Genomic DNA, 17,533 nt, shown 5'->3' with positions numbered 1-17,533 from the left:
ATGAACAATCCGCGCCACAACATTCGCGACGTGCGCGCCCCCCAGGGCACGACGCTCAATGCGAAGAGCTGGCTGACAGAAGCGCCGCTGCGCATGCTGATGAACAACCTGGACCCGAACGTCGCGGAGAACCCGCACGAACTCGTCGTCTACGGCGGCATCGGCCGGGCGGCGCGCACCTGGGCCGATTTCGACAAGATCGTCGAGACGCTCAAGGACCTGAACGACGACGAGACACTGATGGTGCAGTCCGGCAAGCCGGTCGGCGTCTTCCGCACTCACAAGGACGCCCCGCGCGTTCTGATCGCCAACTCCAACCTCGTGCCGCACTGGGCGAACTGGGATCACTTCAATGAGCTGGATAAGAAGGGTCTTGCCATGTACGGCCAGATGACCGCCGGCTCGTGGATCTACATCGGCACGCAAGGCATCGTGCAGGGCACCTACGAAACCTTCGTGGAAGCCGGTCGCCAGCACTATGGCGGCAACCTGAAGGGCAAGTGGGTGCTGACCGGTGGTCTCGGCGGCATGGGCGGCGCCCAGCCGCTCGCAGCCGTCATGGCCGGCGCATCGTGCCTTGCCGTCGAATGCAATCCGGACTCGATCGATTTCCGCCTTCGCACCCGCTACCTCGACGAGAAGGCTGAGACGCTGGACGAGGCGATGGAGATCATTGCCCGCTGGACTGCGAACGGCGAAGCGAAGTCCGTCGGGCTGCTCGGCAACACTGCCGAGATCCTGCCGGAGATGGTGCGCCGCGGCATCCGCCCCGACATGGTCACCGACCAGACTTCGGCACACGACCCGGTCAACGGTTACCTGCCGAAGGGCTGGACGATGGCCGAATGGAAGGCCAAGCGCGAAAGCGACCCGAAGGCTGTCGAAAAGGCAGCACGCGCTTCGATGCGCGAGCATGTGGAAGCGATGATCGCCTTCCAGGACATGGGCATCCCGACCTTCGACTACGGCAACAACATCCGCCAGGTCGCCAAGGAAGAAGGCCTCGAAAACGCCTTCGCCTTCCCGGGCTTCGTTCCGGCCTATATCCGTCCGCTCTTCTGCCGAGGCATCGGCCCGTTCCGCTGGGCGGCCCTGTCCGGCGATCCGGAAGACATCTACAAGACGGACGCCAAGGTCAAGGAACTGCTGCCCGACAACAAGCATCTGCACAACTGGCTGGACATGGCGCGCGAGCGCATCTCCTTCCAGGGCCTGCCGGCGCGCATCTGCTGGGTCGGCCTCGGCGACCGCCACCGCCTCGGCCTCGCCTTCAACGAAATGGTCAAGAACGGCGAACTGAAGGCTCCTGTCGTCATCGGCCGCGACCATCTCGACTCCGGTTCTGTCGCTTCGCCGAACCGCGAGACGGAAGCGATGAAGGACGGATCTGACGCCGTTTCCGACTGGCCGCTTCTGAACGCCCTGCTCAACACCGCTTCGGGCGCCACCTGGGTGTCGCTGCATCATGGCGGCGGCGTCGGCATGGGCTTCTCGCAGCATTCGGGCGTCGTCATCTGCGCCGATGGTACGGATGATGCGGCCAAGCGCCTGGAGCGCGTTCTCTGGAACGACCCGGCGACCGGCGTCATGCGCCATGCCGACGCTGGCTACGAGATCGCGCTCGATTGCGCCAAGGAAAAAGGCTTGCGTCTGCCGGGCATTCTCGGCAACTGACCCGCGCCCGACCGACATACTCAAGGACCTACAGATAGGGGCGCCGAAAGGCGCCCCTATCACTTTTTGATGAGACTGGTGTCAGGAGTGCGTCTTCCTGGCTCCGGCGCCTTGCAGCCGTGGATAGCAATGCTAAAAAAATCGACATGCCATCGCATTGCCCGCGACGCGTTACAGGACGTCTCCGTTGGCTCACGCGCGCGCTGGTTTTTGATGAGAAGGCTTCATGCGTTGGGGCAGGAACAGGAGAAGAACCATTAGACATCTGATGTTTGCCACCGGGCTTCTTACGAGCGTCTTTGTTGCCTCGTCTGCGCTCGCTCAGACCGTGAGTTTCTTCGGCCCTGTTCGCAACGGCGAACGGCATTTTACCGCCTTCCCGGAGTTTATCGGCGTCGGAATGAGCCAAGGGGAGACCAAGAAGAGGGACGTGGTCTTCTCAACAATTCAAATGCTCGCCATCAGTGCCGGAATCGAGGTGCGCGCCCAGCCGGGCCTCGGAAGAAACACCATCGGTGTCATATTTAGAGAAGATGTCATCCAGAACGGCCGGGTCAACCTTAGCAAAATTGAAGATTTCGGCTTCGACGCCTACTACAACAAATTGCTCAACGACACCGCAGGAAGCGGTGCTGGAAACTGCGCCTCTGCCGTGAGCTATTCTGCGGAAGGGCGGTTTGAACAAGCCGTCGTCGTTGCAAACAGCAATGTCCCCGATCAGGAATTGGCAACCTGCGTGGCTCAGGCCCAGGCGCATGCGCTGGGGATAGTCACCTTTAACACCAGCAAGGCCGACTTCTCTCGCTTCATCGCGAGGATCATGATCCTCGTCGATCAAAAGAAGAGATGTCTCCAGGACAATCAAACCAAATTCACCTGCACATTTGTCGATGAGCCCTGGGACTAACCCGGTTCGCGGCTGACCGTCCTCTTCCCCTTTCTGTCGCCGTCGAGGGCCAACAGCAGCACCAACCCGACAAGCCCCCCAGCACCGCCGAGCAGCGCCGTGCCGGAATAGTTACTGATCCGCGTACCCAGCGCGAAAAGCCCCGCGCAAAGCCCGCCGCTGAGGAACAGGTTCACCGCGATCAGTGAACTTCCCAGTCCCGGACGGTCGGCGATCAGGTCTTGCAAATAGCTGATCGGAATGGTGATCAGCGCTGCTGCGCCAAAGGCGCTGATCAGGGTTAGCGCGTAGATCTGCCAGGTGGCCGTGGAAAAGCTGAGAAGGACCATGTAGCCGATATAGATGGCCGTGCCCAACGCCAGCGCCTTGTACGGCACGAGGCTCAACTGGATGCGCGCCCAGACGAAAATGAAAACAACCTCCAGGAACGCGACGATGCCGACGATAATGCCGATATCGGTGACGTTTCCGCCGATCTCATCGGTCATGATCAGCGGCAACACGGCGGAGTTGACGTGCAGCGTCGACGTGATCGTCGCAACGGCAATCACCCGCAGGAAGATACGCGGTGCCAGGATCTGGCGGAACGACGTCCAATAGGAAAGCCGCTTGCCAAGCGACGGATCAACGCCGCCTTCGTTGGGCAGCGAAAAGAATACGATCAGCAGATTGACGGTGCAGCCCACGCAGGCAAGCAGATAGGCGGGCAGCATACTCTCCCCGCCCGCCAGGGCAAAGCCGACCAGTCCAGGCACGAGAACCCAGGCGAGCGAGATGGCGGCACGCGCCCCTGTCGTCAGCGACGCGGCGTCATGGCCGCTCATCCGGCGCGCAATGCTGCGGACATTGGCAAAGAGCAGCGTGTAAACCGCACCGTAGATCGGCAACAGCAACAAGACGCTGACGACAAAACTCATCTGATGCGGCAACAGATAGACGATACCGTAGCCAACGACGCCGAACAGGATCGCAGTCGACATCAGCACCCGGTAGTTGCCGACACGATCGGCCAGGATGCCGATCGAAACGCTGACGATAACATTGACCGTCGAGGCGAGAAGGATCAGCAGCGAATAGAGAGCGTCGCTCAGGCCCAGCTCGTTGATGCCGACGACGGACTGGTAGGGCGACGTCGCGGCACCCGCAAAGCCAAACAGGAAGATCGCCAGCATGCTGATCCGCATGGCCGGGTTGCGCATGGCGCTGAAAATGGTGGAAGTCATGCTAGAACGTGTCCGCGAAGCGGGTGGAGGATATCGCACAATCCCTTAAATCACGGTCGATTTAAGGACAGAATATGCAGCAGGTGAAGGCGTCACAGCGTTGTTTACCGGCCCGATAGACCGGGGCGCTGCCAAGGGAGGGCCTACCCGAAAACTCGGACAGGCAAATGCGGATAGTGAAGCCTCAGCCGTCGCTCGACCAGCGGGACGAGAAGCGGGCGACAGGCTCAAACCCAAAATCCTGATCGAACGGGTAAGCCGGCCGCTGACGGCGCAGGCTCGCAAGGCCGGAGATGCCCTGGTTGACGACACCTTCGGTCAAAGCCATCAGATTGGGGTTGGCGATTGGCGCAAGTTCCGGCGACAGGTAACCCGACTTGACGACGAGCAGCCGCACCGCCTGTGGATCGAGCCCCAGGCGCCGGAAATCCTCGATATCGTGATAGGGTCTGCGGCGCGCGGCAATGACGATTTCGATGGCGCCGACGCGCACCACCGCCTGCCGCTCCCGCTCAGCACCCGGATCGTCGAGCCTGACGACCTCGACCAGCATCTCGGCGCATGGGCTTGCCGGGTCGAGGCTGCCGCCGATCTTCAGCATCAGCGTTTCACCGACACCCGCGGCAAAGCAGGCTTCGACCGCGGGCCGGTCGGTGATGCCGGCAATCAGGGCGCCGCGCCAACTGCGCGCCAGCAGAGCTTTCAGCACATCGGCACGGTCGCCGACGCCACCGCCCGTCGGGTTGTCGCCCGAGTCGGCAAGGATGATCGGGGTCGTCGTCGCCCGTTCGGCGATATCGAGCATTTCGTCGAGCGGCCCAGTCACCGGGCCGAAGCGAAAGTTTCTCCGCTGCGCCCAGTAGCCGGCGGCAATCTCTTCCGCCGCCTGCTTGGCTGCTGTCCTATCGGTCGCGGTGACGACCGCGCAGGCGGTCGCCCGCGGCTCGTCGGCCCAGACGTAACCGACCATCAGATTGGCGTCGAGAACGCCGGGACGTTGGTCCATGTCAGGCAGTTGCGCATAAAGCGACTTCGCCGGCTCGTCCTCCGTCGAGGTGCATTCCCCGGGCAAAAGCACGGGAACCGGAACCCAGGCAATACCCGGACGGGATCCGCTTCTCAATGCCGAGACAAGCATCGACCAGGCGCGAGTCATGGTTTCCGGCGTGTCGATATGCGGCGCGGTGCGATAGGCGGCAAAGATATCGAGCTGATCGATAATCCTCTGGCTGACATTGCCGTGCAGGTCGTAGCTCGCCGCAATCGGGCAATCCGGACCGACGACAGCACGCGCCGCCGAAATCCAGTCGCCTTCGGCATCATCCATGCCGTCGACCTTGATGGCGCCATGCATGGCGAGATAGAGGCCATCGATCGGCAAGGTGGCGCTTAGCTTCTCAAGGAACTCCACCTTGAACGCCTCGTATGTCGGGCGCGACACGGGCCCACCGGGCACGGCCCGCGCATGCAGCAGCGGCATGTGCTCGACGCCCTCAACCTTCATGAAGCTGAAATACTCTGCTTCCAGCAACGCTTGCCCGCGCAGCACAAGAAAATCTTCTTCCGTCATCAGGACCGGCGAATAGGTGCTGCACTCGGTGTGGATGCCACCAACGGCGATGCGCATGGCTTTTCCTCTCAGAGATTGGGGCTGAGCGGCGCAATGGCCGCGAAACGCTGCCAGTCCTTCGCCGCCTTCGGTGTCCAGGCCGCCTCGGCGATCGCCGGAAGGCGCGGAAAAACCAGGCGATTGAAGTAGCCGCGCGACAGGAAATGTTCGCTCCAGATGCAGGCCTGAACACCCCTGAGGCGCGGTTTCAGCTCCTCGGGAAATTCGCCTTCGGCCTCATAACCATAGGTGTGGGCAGGCGTTGCGGTACCGGCCCAGCTTGCGCCCGGCTCCTGCCAGGCATCGGCCTGCGCCATGTCGAGGTAGTAAGCCTGTCCGGGGGTCATCACCACGTCGTAGCCTTCGCGGGCGAGCTCGATCCCGACCTCCGGCCGCTCCCAGGCCATCAGCAGCGTATCCTCGGTCGAGACACCGCCGCCATGGGCCACCTCGTTCCAGCCGGCGAGCTTGCGGCCACGCGCCGTCAGCATCTGCTTCACCCGCTTCAGGAAATAGGATTGCAGCGCGAAGGTACCGGAAATGCCCTCCTGCTCCATCAGCTTCTTGGCCAGCGGCGATGCGAGCCAGGAGCCGTTCGCCACCTCGTCGCCGCCGATATGGATATATGAGCTTGGGAAAAGCTCGACCATCTCGTCGAGAACCTTCTCCAGGAACTCGTAGGTGAAGGCAACGGCCGGGTTGAGCGCGTTGTTCGGATAGCCCTGAACCGAATGATAGCTTTCCGGTGCTTCCTGACCGTCGGTCAGATGCGGCAACGCCACCAGGGTCGCCGTGCTGTGGCCAGGGATATCGATTTCGGGCACCACATCGACATGAAGCACCGTTGCCTGCGCGACGATCGCCTTCACATCCGCCTGGCTGTAAAACCCGCCGACGGGCTCGGCACCATTGCCGAGCTGCGGCAAAAGCGGCTCATCCGGACCGCGCAGGACCCCGTGCGTCGTCAGCTCCGGATAGGCCTTTATCTCCAGACGCCACGCTTCATCGTCCGTCAGATGCCAGTGGAAGACGTTGAGCTTGAACCAGGCGAGAATGTCGATCAGCCGTGCGACGTCGGCCGCCGGGTAGAACTGGCGGGACACATCGAGATGGCAGCCACGCCAACCATAACGCGGCGCATCCGAGATCGTGCCAGTCGACGGGAAGCGGAATTTTCCGGGGTGGTTGCGCGCGCCGTCCAGCAACTGCGCGAGGCTCGTCAGGCCGTATTGCCGGCCGGCGCTGCCGCCGTAGCTGAGGCGAATTTCGGTCTCTGAGAAATCCAGGCGATAGGCTTCTGCCGCCAGAGCCGCATCCGCCGTGAATGCCACCGGCCGGCCCTGCCTCGAGCCGGCAAGGCTGAATGGCGCATGCGCCGCAGGGAACAGGCGGCGGAACATCGACAGGACCGTGTCGACGGCTGCAACGTCGTCCTGCTTGGCACCGGCCGCCGGATAGAGAGTGACCGGGAAACCTGAGCCCGCACGAAGCTCGAGCTTCGCCGGCCATGGCTGCAGCGCATAGGGCTGGTCGAGCCTGCCTTCCGGAAGCTGCACCGGCGCCGGTTCGCTGACGGCGTTCTCAAGAAGGAGATCGGAGACGGCGACCGGCACATGGCGGCCGTCAGCGAGCGTCAGATAGGCGGACTTGGCGCCGTCCGTGCAATGACGTGCATTGCGATGCAGGCCGCTGACGGTGAAGGTCCAGCTTTCACCGTTCTCGATCGTCAGCCCGGCCGGCGGCGCGAATTCGTGAAAATTGGCGTTGCGGCGCAGGAACACGGCATTGTCGCAGGCCTTGGGATCGATCACCCGCGTGAGCGAGGTATAGACGATCCTGAAGCCGGAAAGAGGCGCACCGGAGAAATTGAACAGTGTGAAGGTGAACCGGCCAAACGGCCCGCCATCCGGCTGCCAGGACGCCTCGAGACGGTAGGAAACCGGGTGCATGCTCATCCTCCAGAATGCTTTAGGTCAGTAGTGGCTTGATTGCGAAAACGTACGGGCGAGTTCCGCCTGGCCGGCGGTGAGGCCGCAGTCGACAGGCAGGCAGACGCCCGAGATAGCCGCAGCCAGAGGCCCCGCCAGGAAATGCACCGCATTGGCCACATCGTCCGGGTTGACGATACGCTGCAACGGATACCAGCGGCGCGCCTCTTCGAAGACATCCGGATTTGATGCCGCCCTCGCCTCCCAGGCCTGGGTGCGCACCGTGCCGGGCGCCACAGCGTTCGAGCGAATGCCGAACTTGCCGTATTCCACGGCTATGAGCCGCGTCAGATGCAGGAGGCCTGCTTTTGCGGCGCTATAGGCCGGGTGGCCAAAAACGTTCATGCCGTTGACCGAGGCGATGTTGACCACCGAGCCGCGCGTCTCTTTCAGCATGTCCTCAACGGCCCGAAAAGTGAGGAAGGCTGCTTCGAGGTTCAGCGCATTGTCCATGCGCCAGATCTCAGGCGTCGTATCATGCAGGCTGACGGCACGGGCAGCGCCGGCATTGTTGACGAGCGTGCGAACCGATCCCTTGCCCTTTGCTGTCGCCGCCATCGCTGCAACGCTCTGAGCATCCGTCACGTCGCAGGCGAGCGCCACAAAACGGTTTTCGTCGCCGAGCGCGCGCGCGGCCCGTTCGGCCGCCTCCGCATCGATGTCGACGAGCAGGATCACATCGTGATCGTCAGAAAGCTTGCGCGCGATAGCGCGGCCGATATCGCCGGCAGCGCCGGTTACGATCGCTAGGGATTGCGTCATGCGCTGACCTTTCGCGGCACGTCAGTCTCCGAGAAGCTGGCGATCGTCACCGTCGCGGTGCGTGACCAGCTGCTGTTTGATGCGCCGAAGTGTGGTCGTCGCCCGGGGCTGCACCCGATAGGCGACGAGGCTGGAGAGGATATCGAGCAGCGCCAGATAGGCGATGCGGGTGGAGGTGGGGCGGTAGATGTTGTTACCCTCGGGCAAATCGACCGGAACGGTGATGCTGGCGGCGGCCGCGACCGGACTGCCGCTCTGCGTCAGCGCAATGGTCGGCACCTTCAGTTCGCGGGCGAGCGCAAAGGCGCGCACGAGCTCGGCATTACGGCCGGAAAAGGACGAGCCGATGACCACGTCGGTCGGCCGCGCCGCCGCCGTCATCATCAGCTGCATGCTGTGATCGGAACTGGACGTGATGCGAAGCCCGTAGCGAAAGAGCCGGTTCTGCAACTCGGCAGCGATCATCGAGGAATTTCCGCCGGAACCGAAGGCATAGATCATTTCCGCTGCCGCGATCCGCTCGACCGCCTGCTCGATTGCGGCCAGATCAAGCGAACGATGCAAAAGGAACAGCGCGTTCTGCGACTTGGTGATGATGTCCTGAGCAACGTCGCCCGTCTCGCGGCTCTTCGGCTCCGGCTTCAGATAGCGCATGCCGATATAGGCGGTGCGTGCGAGCTGCACCTTGAAATCGGAGAAGCTGTCGCAGCCCAGCCGCCGACAGAAGCGGGTCACGGTTGGCGGCGAGACATCCGCCTTGCTCGCCAATTCGATGATGGAGGCGTTCACCGCGAATTCGAAATCGTTCAGGAGAATGTCGGCAATCCGGTTTTCCGATTGGGAGAGCCGCCCTTTTTCTTCCTGTAGTGTCGCGAAGATGTCCATCGCCCGCTTACGCCTTGCTTATTGATCAGCCTTCCTTCGGCTTATAGGCGACGCAGTCGATCTCGACCTTGCAATCGACCATCATCGACGACTGGACGCAGGCCCGCGCCGGCGGATGAGCACCGAAGTACTCCTGGTAGATCTTGTTGAAAGTCCAGAAATCCCGCGGATCGTCGAGCCAGACGCCACAACGAACCACATGCTCCGGACCGTAGCCGGCTTCAGTCAGGATGGCCAGCACGTTGGCGATCGTCTTGTGGGTCTGTGGGATGATCCCGCCCTCGATGATCTCGCCATTTTCCATGGCGACCTGGCCGGAAACATAGAGCCAGCCGTCAGCCTCGACGGCGCGCGCAAACGGCAAGGGCTTACCACCAGCACCAACCTGTTCCGCACCATATCTTTTGATGGTCATGTCAGCCTTCGTGCAAATTATTTTCTTTGATCGTTGACAAGTGACCATAGAAAGCTGAATTTGACCAGCGAAAAACACCGTTCATGAAAAGAATTTCAATCCAGGGCGCGAATATGCGGGATCCTTTCCTCAATCCATTCCCCTCCTCCGATGCTGCTCGCCACTCGATCTGGGAGATGCTGGTCTCTCGTGACATCACCGCTTTTCTGGCGGCCGACTGGTCGATGGTGTCAGGCGATTTCGTGGAGGAGAGCTTCATCGGCATCGACGGCCGGCGTGAAACCAATCCCGACAATTGGCGGCTGACCTTCCCGTCGCTTGCCGCCTATCGCGACGAGTGGCTGCGCCAGGCGCAGGATTTCGCCGCTCAGAGCTTTGCCGAAGACCCACGCGCCGCGATCTTCACGACCACGACGCTCGAAGACATTGAGATCAACGGCGACCAGGCACTGGCACGCAAGAAGTTCGACGGCAGCTTGAAAAAGTCCGACGGAAGCGTGGACATCCTGAAATGGCAGACGGTCTATTACTGTCGCCTGCATGAGGGGCGCTGGAAGATTGCCGGCTTCACCGGTTACCTGCCGAACCCGATGGGTCCGGCTTGAGCGCGACGCGACATTAAAAAGGCAAAAGGCATTGCGGATCTTCACAGCGGCGCTTGCGACCGAGACCAACACCTTCTCCCCGATCTGCATCGACCGCCGGGCCTTCGAAGCCTCGCTCTACGCACCGCCGGGAGAACACCCGGAAACGCCGACGCTTTGTACGGCACCGATCACCGTCGGCCGGCAAGTCTGCGCTGAGAAGGGCTGGGAGCTGATCGAAGGAACCGCCACCTGGGCGGATCCCGCCGGCCTCGTCAACCGGGAGACCTATGAGAGCCTGCGCGACGAAATCCTCGGCCAGCTGCGCGCTGCCATGCCCGTCGATGCCGTCGTGCTCGGCCTGCACGGCGCCATGGTCGCCGACGGCTACGAAGACCCCGAGGGCGACCTGCTCACGCGCGTGCGCGAGATCGTCGGCCCCGATATCCTCGTCTGCGCCGAACTCGACCCTCACAGCCACCTGACCGCCAAGCGCGCTGCCGCGTCGAACTTCTTCGTCTACTTCAAGGAATTTCCGCATACCGACTTCGTCGACCGCGGCGAAGATCTCTGGCGCATCGCCGTCGATACGCTCGAAGGGCGCGTCACACCCGTCATGTCGATCTTCGACTGCCGCATGATCGATGTCTACCCGACCTCGCGCGATCCGATGCGCTCCTTCGTCGACAAGCTCATGCGCATCGAGAAGGAAGATGCGGATGTGCTTTCGCTCTCCGTCATCCATGGCTTCATGGCCGGCGACGTTCCGGAAATGGGAACGAAGCTGCTCGCCGTCACCAATGGCAAGCCCGAGAAGGGTGCAAGCCTCGCTCGGGAATTGGGCCTCGAGCTCTTCTCACACCGCGGCACGTTCATCATGCCGCAGATCGACGAAAAGCAGGCCGTTGACGAAGCGCTCGCTGCGACTGTGGGGCCTGTCGTAATCGCCGATGTCTGGGACAATCCGGGCGGCGGCACCGCCGGCGACGCAACGGTGCTGCTCGAAGAGCTTCTGGCGCGTGGCGCAACCGACGTCGCAGTCGGAACGATCTGGGACCCAATGGCGGTACAGATCTGCATGGCAGCCGGCGAAGGCGCGGAGATCCCCTTGCGCTTCGGCGCCAAGTCGGCGCCCGGAACCGGCAATCCGGTCGACGGCACAGTCAAGGTGGTCAAGCTGGTACGTGACGCCGAGATGCGCTTCGGCGAGAGTTTCGCCCCGTTTGGCGACGCCGCTCACATTCTTTTCGACGGGATCGACATTATCTTGAACTCGACCCGCGCGCAGAGCTTCGACCCAAGCCTTTTCTCGGTAATGGGCATCGACCCGACCCAAAAGAAGATCCTGGTCATCAAGTCGACCAACCACTTCTACGCGTCGTTCTCGAAGATTGCGTCAGAAATCCTCTACTGCTCGGCGGGCACCCCTTACCCGAACAACCCGGCCAGAACTGACTACAAGCGCGCGCCTAAAGACATCTGGCCGAAGGTCGACAATCCGCACGGCACGGCGAAGGGCGCGGCCTGACGGTTGCTTCCGGTCGGGCACGACCAAAATTTCACCCATCTACCGCCTGGCGGGCCATCTTGATGTACCGCGCGACGTGCTTCGCATCGATGTCCGCCGGGCGCAGGCCCTTGAAATGGCGACGGCGCTTGCCTGTGTCCTCCAGAACGGAATGCGGGTCAGGCAAGGCGGCGCCCCGGCTGAACTCCAGTGCCACATGGTGACATCGGAGAAGACGCCGCAAAAGTTGTCCTTCGACGAAAACAGGATGCCGCCATACAGTCGCCACGGCAAAGAGCGGCCGCCAGCCGACAATGGGCGGCGACCACTACCCTGGTTTACTCGCCCGTCAGGCGGCTGCCGGATCGAGCACGCCGATGTCGATGTCGGTCAATTCCACCCGACGCTCAAGCGCGATTCCCGCTTCGTCAAACAGGTGGCAATCGGTAACCTGGATACCGGTCTGGATCATCTCCTCCGGCCGGATCGCCGCCGTTCCCGGCAACATCGCGCAGAAGTTTTCACCTTCCCCCCCGATTGCCGCGTAGGCGACCGTATGGGCGCCGAGACGCTCGATCACCGTTGGCGTCACCTTGAGGTTCAGATCTCCGGTTCCGAGCGTGATGTGCTCCGGCCGCACGCCGAGCGTCAACGTCCGCCCGACGAGACCGGCTTGCGACGTGACGGGAATGGTCACCGTCTGCCCCTTGTAGTCGACCTCGACGCCGGCATCGCTGACGCCCTTGCAGGTAACCGGGAGGAAGTTCATCTTCGGATTGCCGATGAAGCCGGCAACGAAGGTATTGGCAGGCTTGTGATAGAGCTCGAGCGGCGCGCCCGTCTGGGCAATCTGCCCGGCATTGAGGACGACGATCCGGTCCGCCATCGTCATCGCCTCGACCTGGTCGTGCGTGACGTAGATCATCGTTGCCTTCAATTGCCGGTGCAGTTTCGCCAGTTCGATGCGCATGTCCGCCCGGAGTGCGGCGTCGAGGTTCGACAAAGGCTCGTCGAAGAGGAAGATCTTCGGTTCGCGCACGATCGCACGCCCGATCGCAACACGCTGGCGCTGGCCGCCGGAAAGCATCCCGGGCTTTTGCTGCAGGCGCTGATCAAGGTGCAGGATGCGCGCGGCATGCTCCACCTTCGCCTTCAGCTTCTCTTCGGCCATCTTTTCCACGCGAAGCGGAAAGGCGATGTTCTCGAAGACGGTCATGTGCGGATAGAGCGCGTAGGACTGGAAGACCATCGCGATACCACGCTTGACCGGCGGCAGGTCGTTGACGCGCTTGCTGTCGATCAGGATGTCCCCTGAGCTGGTCTCGTCGAGACCGGCTATCATCCTGAGCAAGGTCGACTTTCCGCACCCGGAGGGTCCGACGAAAACGACGAACTCACCGTTCTTGACTTCGAGATCGATGCCCTTCAGCACCTCGAAATTTCCGTAGAATTTCTGAATCCGATTGAGGTTGAGCTGTCCCAAGAAACTGTCTCCGGCCACCGGCGAGAAGCGGCTCATTTATAGCAGAAGGAAGCAAGGGCCGCGAACCCCTGCAGATATGCAGAAAGATTCGCGGCCCGATGGCCTTACTTGTACTCTTCGAGGTCGGCAGCCGCCTTCTTGAGGGCGTCGGCCGGTTCGGCCTTGCCGGTCACGACCGACTGGACCATTTCGATGATGACGTTCTGGAAGCCCTTGTAATCGGTGAAGAGCGGCTCCGGACCACCAAAGGAGATGCCGTCGATGAACGGCTTCCAGTAGGGATCCTTCTTGACGAACTCATCGACCATCGGCGACGGACGCAGCGGCGTCAGGCCGGCGCCGCCCTGAAGCTCATATTCGCCCTGCGGACCGGGCGAGGTGATGAACTTGGCGAACTCGATCGCCTTCTCCTCGACGCCCGAACCCTTGAAGATCGCCAGGCTGTCGGTGATGAGCAGCGTGCCTTCGCCCTTGGCTTCAGGGCCGAGCGGCAGCGGCGCAACGCCCCAGTTGACCTTGGTGTCCTTCAGGCGCGTAGCGGCACCGGAGCCCGACTGGATCATGCCGACCTTGCCGTCGAGGAAGATGGCACGAACTTCGTTCTGCTCGTAAGCGGTGGCGCCTTCGACGGAATAGGGCGTAATGTCCTTGTAGGCTTGGAGTGCGGCAAGCACTTCCGGGCTATCGATAACGATCTTGTCGCCGTCGATCACCTTGCCGTTGTTCGTGTATACCCAGTGCATGAACTGGTGCATCGTGTTGTCGAAGGTCTTGGCCGGAAGACCGTAGCCGGCAATGCCGGTCTTTTCCTTGATCGCCTTGGCGTATTCGATCTCTTCAGCCCAGGTCTTCGGCGGCTTCTCCGGATCGAGGCCGGCCTGCTTGAACAGATCCTTGTTCCAGTAGAGCGCCTTGGTCGAGAACGCGATCGGAACACCCCACTGGTTGTCGTCGAAGGTCACGGTGTCGACGATGTTGGGGTAGTAGGTCTTCTTCTCTTCGTCCGTCATCGGAACCGGAACGATGAGGTCGTTCTGCGCGAACTCCTTCAGCGTACGCGAACCGACATAGGCCATGGCGACCGGCGTGCCGGCAGCGGCGAGCGTGGTGGCCTTGTCCTGGCACTGGGCCCAGCCGACCACTTCCGGCGTGACCTTCCAGCCCGGGTTCTTCTCTTCCCACTGCTTGATGTACTTGGCGTGAACCGCATCCATGGTGTCGCCGCAGTAGATCCAGCTGATCTCCTGGTCGGCCGCCTTGGCGGTGACGGCGCCGAGCGCCGTCGAACCGAGCAGCGCCAGGGCGAGTACCCCTGTCTTGAATTGGATAGACACTTTGTATGCTCCCGTTCTCTGGTGGTTGACTTAAGCCTTATTGTTTCACCGCGCCCGCGGTCAGGCCGCTGACGAGATACCGTTGCAGGAGGAAGATCACGACGACAGCCGGCGCGATGCCGACGAAGCTGGCCGCCATGAGCTCGTTCCAGACCACCTCCTGACGACCGAAATAGGCAAACAGCCCCACGGGCAGCGGCATGTATTCGGTCTTGGAGTTGAAGGTCAGTGCATAGATGAATTGCTGGGCATAGGCGCCGATGAAGGTGGTGATTGCCACCACGGTGATCCCGGGCATGGCGATCGGCAGGATCACCCGGCGCAGTGTGTAGAAGTGGCTGGCGCCGTCGACGAATGCCGCTTCATCCAGTTCGCGCGGGATACGCATCATGTAGGTGCGCAGCAGCCAGATTGCCGACGGGATCAGGAAGGCAACGCCGGGCACGATCATCGCGAGATAGGTGTTGAGCACGCCGAGCGTTCGCATCAGCCGGAACAACGGAATAAGCAGCACCGCGCCGGAGAACATGTTGACGGCGAGGAACGCGCCGAGCAGCAAGCCGCTGCCGCGGAAGCTGAAGCGGGCAAAGGCGTAAGAGGCAGGAATGACCAGCAACAGGACGATCACTGTCACGATCGTCGAGATGAAGAAGGAATTGAAGATGTAGCGAGCAAAGCCCGGAACGCTATCCCACATGGTGAAGTAGGCGGCAAACGAGCCGTTTTCCGGCCAGAAGCGATAGGGCGAGGAGAAAAGCAAACCGAGCGGCTTCAGCGACACCAGGAAGCCCTCGAAGAAAGGCGCCAGGATGAAGCATAGAAAGACGAAGATGCCGGCATAGATGCCAACGAGCTCATACCAACGGTAGCGGTTGATCATGGCAGGCTGGCTCATTTCTGTTCCCCCGCGGCAAGACGGCTGGTGACCCTGAAATAGGCAAGGCAGAAGATCGACAGGAAGATGCAGATCAGCACGGCGCGCGCAGCCCCTTCCCCGTATTTCTTCGACCCGATGGCAGTGCGGTAGGTGTCGATGATCATCGTCGTCGTCTCCCCATTGGGCCCGCCCTGGGTGAGGATCCAGATGATGTCGAAGGAATTGAACGTCGCGATCAGCGACAGCATCGACATGGTGATCAGTGACGGCACGAGCAGCGGTAGGGTGATGCGGCGGAACCGGTAGAGACGCCCTGCCCCATCGGTCCAGGCGGCTTCATAGAGATCCTGCGGGATCGCCTGCATCGCCGCCAGCATGTAGAGCGTCACCAGTGGCACTCCGATCCACACATCGGTAATGATCGTTGCCCAGAAGGCGGTCGAACCGTGGGCCAGGAACGCGATCGGCCCGTTGGAAAGCCCCCAGTTCTGCAGCACGCCCGAGATCATGCCGAACTGGCCGTTGTACATCCAGCCCCACATGAAGATGCCGATTGCCATCGGCACGATCCATGGCGGCATGGTGAGGAGACGGAAGAGCGCCCGGCCCGGTACGGCCGCGTTCAGCATCGTCGCGCCGAAGACGCCGATGATCATCTTGATCGAGACGGAGAAGAAGGTCCAGATGAAGGTGCGGAAGATGACTTCGGCGAAGGTCTCGTTGAAAATCTTGTTGTAGTTGGTCCAGCCGACCCAGTTGGTCGTCTTCTTCAGCGACGCGTCCGTAAACGACAGGATGAAGGTGTCGACCAGCGGATAGGCGACGATCACCGTGACGTAAAGGACGGCAGGAAGAAGCAGGATCCAGGCGAAGATGACCGTGCTGCGTTGAACACTCATCCCGCGCCTCCCTTATGCTGCGCGGGAATGCAGAGCTTCGTCGAAACGGTCCCAGATGGGCCGCAGATCTATCACGCTCTTCTTGCGCCGCGCCTCGTCCATCGAAAGGGCAAGGATGCCCGCTTCAAGCGCATCCAGCGTCGAGACCGGTAGCGGCCGGCCGTCACGGACGTGGCCGATGATGTCGGTCGCCATCTGTTCGTCGGCGCCGTAGTGTTGCGACAGTTCCGTGGCGGCGTACTTGTTCTCGATGACCTTCTTGCCGGTCAGCATCTCGTGCACGTCGAAATAGCCGCGTATGAAATCGCCCTCGGCCATGCCGCGCGATCCCATGATGCAGAAGCGGCGAAACTGGTCCGGCACGTTGAGATTGGTGTGGAAGTTCATCCCGACGCCGTTGGCGTATTCAACGATCGCCACCTGGTAGTCGATGATGTCGCCGTCGCTGTCGAAGACCTTGTCAGAGCCCATCCAACCGCTCGGCTTGCGGTGGAACAACTCCAGATCGTTGATGCCTTCGCGCGCCGGATCGTTGGCGGGGATGAAGCTCTTGCGGCCGCCAAAGCTTGCGACGCGCTCCGGCCGGGCGCCGACGACGCCGTTGTAGAGGTCCAGGTCGTGGCAGCATTTTTCCAGCATGAAGCTGCCGGAATAACGCTCATAACGGCGCCAATCGCGCATGAAGAAGGCGCCATGATAGGGTTCGATGTGCTCGGAAGCCTCGATTGAGACCACCTGCCCGAGCTTGCCTTCGGCAAGCGCTGCGCGCAGATCGCGATACATCGGCGCGTAGCGCAGCACGAGGCCGACCATCAGACGCTCATGACCGAACTTCGCCATCAGTGCTGCAAGCTCCAGGCTCTCCTGCACCGTCGTCACGATCGGTTTTTCGCTGAAAACCTTGAGACCAGCCTCGAGACCGATACGAATATGGTCAAGATGCATATGGTTCGGCGAGCCGATCATCAGGAGATCGAGCTTCTCGTTGGCGATCAGCTCTTCGGGGGTCGCATAGGCGTTGCCGGGCGAGATGCCCTTTTCGGTGAGCGTGGGCAGACCGGCCGGGTTCGGATCGACATAGCCGGCGATCTCGAAGCTCTCGTCCATGGCCTTGAAGACATAGCCGAGATAACCCAAACGGAATCCGAGTCCGATGATACCGACTTTCATGCTCGTCCTGTTCCCCTGCCTTTTGGCGTAATTTATTTTCGCAGACTGGGACAGTTTTTTCAGGGCGTCAACCCAAATCCGCATATTTTGTAAAATTGTGAAATTCATTTTCATACTGAAGGCATATGCCGAGAAAGCAGGCATTTCACGGACAACTAAAGAGGGTGCGCGATCCGCAACTCTACGGCAGGAAGAAAGCGGTCCAGACCACTGCAC

General features: G+C 61.5%; 16 protein-coding genes. 4 read left to right on the top strand and 12 right to left on the bottom strand.

Annotation, left to right across the window (positions count from 1 at the left end):
- Window positions 1-1,674 carry a urocanate hydratase gene (gene hutU, locus LAC81_RS32485; RefSeq protein WP_223730389.1) on the top strand — a complete coding sequence of 558 codons (1,674 nt, stop codon included), beginning with the start codon at window positions 1-3 and terminating at the stop codon, window positions 1,672-1,674.
- 268 nt (window positions 1,675-1,942) lie between these two features.
- Window positions 1,943-2,581 carry a hypothetical protein gene (locus LAC81_RS32480; protein ID WP_223728729.1) on the top strand — a complete coding sequence of 213 codons (639 nt, stop codon included), beginning with the start codon at window positions 1,943-1,945 and terminating at the stop codon, window positions 2,579-2,581.
- On the opposite strand, the gene LAC81_RS32475 is transcribed toward LAC81_RS32480, so the two are convergent.
- From LAC81_RS32475 to LAC81_RS32450, 6 genes are all read right to left on the bottom strand, one after another.
- Window positions 2,578-3,804 carry an MFS transporter gene (locus LAC81_RS32475; protein WP_223728728.1) on the bottom strand — a complete coding sequence of 409 codons (1,227 nt, stop codon included), beginning with the start codon at window positions 3,802-3,804 and terminating at the stop codon, window positions 2,578-2,580. The two genes, LAC81_RS32480 and LAC81_RS32475, sit on opposite strands and share 4 nt — an antisense overlap.
- Window positions 3,805-3,988: 184 nt before the next feature.
- Entirely contained in the window at window positions 3,989-5,431 is a 1,443-nt protein-coding gene (locus LAC81_RS32470) for a M81 family metallopeptidase (protein WP_223728727.1), read from the bottom strand.
- A gap of 11 nt (window positions 5,432-5,442) precedes the next feature.
- Window positions 5,443-7,362 (bottom strand): beta-N-acetylhexosaminidase, encoded by a 1,920-nt coding sequence (locus LAC81_RS32465; RefSeq protein WP_223728726.1) that lies wholly within the window; start codon window positions 7,360-7,362, stop codon window positions 5,443-5,445.
- A 24-nt stretch (window positions 7,363-7,386) separates the two neighbouring features.
- Window positions 7,387-8,163: an SDR family oxidoreductase gene (locus LAC81_RS32460; RefSeq protein WP_223728725.1), complete on the bottom strand. Its 777-nt coding sequence runs from the start codon at window positions 8,161-8,163 to the stop codon at window positions 7,387-7,389.
- Window positions 8,164-8,184: 21 nt separating this feature from the next.
- Window positions 8,185-9,048: a MurR/RpiR family transcriptional regulator gene (locus LAC81_RS32455; protein ID WP_223728724.1), complete on the bottom strand. Its 864-nt coding sequence runs from the start codon at window positions 9,046-9,048 to the stop codon at window positions 8,185-8,187.
- Window positions 9,049-9,073: 25 nt separating this feature from the next.
- Window positions 9,074-9,463, bottom strand: coding sequence for a RidA family protein (locus tag LAC81_RS32450; RefSeq protein WP_104665256.1), 390 nt, complete (start codon window positions 9,461-9,463; stop codon window positions 9,074-9,076).
- Window positions 9,464-9,576: 113 nt separating this feature from the next.
- On the opposite strand from LAC81_RS32450, the gene LAC81_RS32445 reads away from it, so the two are divergent.
- Both LAC81_RS32445 and LAC81_RS32440 read left to right on the top strand, forming a co-directional pair.
- The gene (locus LAC81_RS32445) at window positions 9,577-10,068 is read left to right on the top strand and encodes a hypothetical protein (RefSeq protein ID WP_223730388.1); all 492 of its coding nucleotides are present in this window, start codon (window positions 9,577-9,579) and stop codon (window positions 10,066-10,068) included.
- Between the two features lie 31 nt (window positions 10,069-10,099).
- Window positions 10,100-11,575: a M81 family metallopeptidase gene (locus tag LAC81_RS32440; protein ID WP_223728723.1), complete on the top strand. Its 1,476-nt coding sequence runs from the start codon at window positions 10,100-10,102 to the stop codon at window positions 11,573-11,575.
- 31 nt (window positions 11,576-11,606) lie between these two features.
- On the opposite strand, the gene LAC81_RS32435 is transcribed toward LAC81_RS32440, so the two are convergent.
- The 6 genes from LAC81_RS32435 to LAC81_RS32410 form a co-directional block, all read right to left on the bottom strand.
- Window positions 11,607-11,843 (bottom strand): DUF1801 domain-containing protein, encoded by a 237-nt coding sequence (locus tag LAC81_RS32435; protein ID WP_223728722.1) that lies wholly within the window; start codon window positions 11,841-11,843, stop codon window positions 11,607-11,609.
- A gap of 60 nt (window positions 11,844-11,903) precedes the next feature.
- Complete coding sequence (locus LAC81_RS32430) at window positions 11,904-13,037, bottom strand: ABC transporter ATP-binding protein (protein WP_223728721.1); 1,134 nt, start codon at window positions 13,035-13,037, stop codon at window positions 11,904-11,906.
- A 104-nt stretch (window positions 13,038-13,141) separates the two neighbouring features.
- A complete protein-coding gene (locus LAC81_RS32425; protein WP_223728720.1) occupies window positions 13,142-14,371 on the bottom strand; it encodes an ABC transporter substrate-binding protein in 1,230 nt (409 codons plus the stop codon).
- A 37-nt stretch (window positions 14,372-14,408) separates the two neighbouring features.
- The gene (locus tag LAC81_RS32420) at window positions 14,409-15,266 is read right to left on the bottom strand and encodes a carbohydrate ABC transporter permease (protein ID WP_223728719.1); all 858 of its coding nucleotides are present in this window, start codon (window positions 15,264-15,266) and stop codon (window positions 14,409-14,411) included.
- On the bottom strand, window positions 15,263-16,147 hold the full coding sequence (locus tag LAC81_RS32415) for a carbohydrate ABC transporter permease (RefSeq protein ID WP_223728718.1): 885 nt from the start codon (window positions 16,145-16,147) through the stop codon (window positions 15,263-15,265). Before LAC81_RS32415 ends, LAC81_RS32420 begins: the two co-directional genes overlap by 4 nt.
- 12 nt (window positions 16,148-16,159) lie before the next feature.
- Window positions 16,160-17,317, bottom strand: coding sequence for a Gfo/Idh/MocA family protein (locus LAC81_RS32410; protein WP_223728717.1), 1,158 nt, complete (start codon window positions 17,315-17,317; stop codon window positions 16,160-16,162).
- Window positions 17,318-17,533 lie beyond the last annotated feature (216 nt).

This window comes from Ensifer adhaerens, from assembly GCF_020035535.1.
Classification (GTDB): Bacteria; Pseudomonadota; Alphaproteobacteria; order Rhizobiales; family Rhizobiaceae; genus Ensifer.
The sequence above is the reverse complement of the archived record's forward strand: the minus strand, read 5'-3'. Positions and strand labels throughout refer to the sequence as shown.

Excerpts from the sequence above, each read along its gene's own strand:
- LAC81_RS32415 (WP_223728718.1), bottom strand. The coding sequence starts at position 16,147 with ATGAGTGTTCAACGCAGCACGGTCATCTTCGCCTGGATCCTGCTTCTT.
- LAC81_RS32455 (WP_223728724.1), bottom strand. The coding sequence starts at position 9,048 with ATGGACATCTTCGCGACACTACAGGAAGAAAAAGGGCGGCTCTCCCAA.
- LAC81_RS32465 (WP_223728726.1), bottom strand. The coding sequence starts at position 7,362 with ATGCACCCGGTTTCCTACCGTCTCGAGGCGTCCTGGCAGCCGGATGGC.
- LAC81_RS32450 (WP_104665256.1), bottom strand. The coding sequence starts at position 9,463 with ATGACCATCAAAAGATATGGTGCGGAACAGGTTGGTGCTGGTGGTAAG.
- LAC81_RS32470 (WP_223728727.1), bottom strand. The coding sequence starts at position 5,431 with ATGCGCATCGCCGTTGGTGGCATCCACACCGAGTGCAGCACCTATTCG.
- LAC81_RS32445 (WP_223730388.1), top strand. The coding sequence starts at position 9,577 with ATGCGGGATCCTTTCCTCAATCCATTCCCCTCCTCCGATGCTGCTCGC.
- LAC81_RS32410 (WP_223728717.1), bottom strand. The coding sequence starts at position 17,317 with ATGAAAGTCGGTATCATCGGACTCGGATTCCGTTTGGGTTATCTCGGC.
- hutU (WP_223730389.1), top strand. The coding sequence starts at position 1 with ATGAACAATCCGCGCCACAACATTCGCGACGTGCGCGCCCCCCAGGGC.
- LAC81_RS32460 (WP_223728725.1), bottom strand. The coding sequence starts at position 8,163 with ATGACGCAATCCCTAGCGATCGTAACCGGCGCTGCCGGCGATATCGGC.
- LAC81_RS32475 (WP_223728728.1), bottom strand. The coding sequence starts at position 3,804 with ATGACTTCCACCATTTTCAGCGCCATGCGCAACCCGGCCATGCGGATC.
- LAC81_RS32420 (WP_223728719.1), bottom strand. The coding sequence starts at position 15,266 with ATGAGCCAGCCTGCCATGATCAACCGCTACCGTTGGTATGAGCTCGTT.
- LAC81_RS32480 (WP_223728729.1), top strand. The coding sequence starts at position 1,943 with ATGTTTGCCACCGGGCTTCTTACGAGCGTCTTTGTTGCCTCGTCTGCG.